This is a genomic window from Mesorhizobium sp. M00.F.Ca.ET.216.01.1.1 (genome assembly GCF_004010325.2).
Lineage (GTDB): Bacteria > Pseudomonadota > Alphaproteobacteria > Rhizobiales > Rhizobiaceae > Mesorhizobium.
In genome coordinates this window covers 1-392 of the sequence record NZ_SADR02000186.1, presented here as the reverse complement: position 1 = coordinate 392, position 392 = coordinate 1, and the positions used below count along the sequence as shown (strand labels likewise).

Below are 392 nucleotides of genomic sequence, written 5' to 3'. Positions count from 1 at the left end.
GCGCAATCCCGAGAGCGCCGACGCCATTGTCGAGGCGGCCGAGGCGGTGCTGCGCGAGGCCGGCTATGCCGGCTTCTCGATCGAGGCCGTCGCCCGGCGGGCGCGGGCGGGAAAGCCGACCATCTATCGCTGGTGGCCGAGCAAGGCGGCGCTGCTGATCGAAGTCTACCAGCGCCAGAAGCATGTCGAGACGCCCGACACGGGAAACGTCGAGGATGATCTGGCCGGCATCCACCGCGGTCAGGCCGGCAATGCAGCGCAACAGCGTGGATTTGCCGCAACCGGAGGGGCCGAGCAGGGTGACGAATTCGCCCTTGCCGATCTCGCAGTTGATGTCGCTGAACACCGGTGTGCCGGCATAGCTTTTTTGCAGGTGTTGGACGCTGACGTAG

At 66.3% G+C, this 392-nt stretch carries 1 protein-coding gene; it reads left to right on the top strand.

From position 1 onward, the window contains the following. Nucleotides 1-392 (top strand): TetR family transcriptional regulator (locus tag EN859_RS40385; protein WP_281015677.1); only part of this gene is annotated, 392 nt, incomplete at both ends.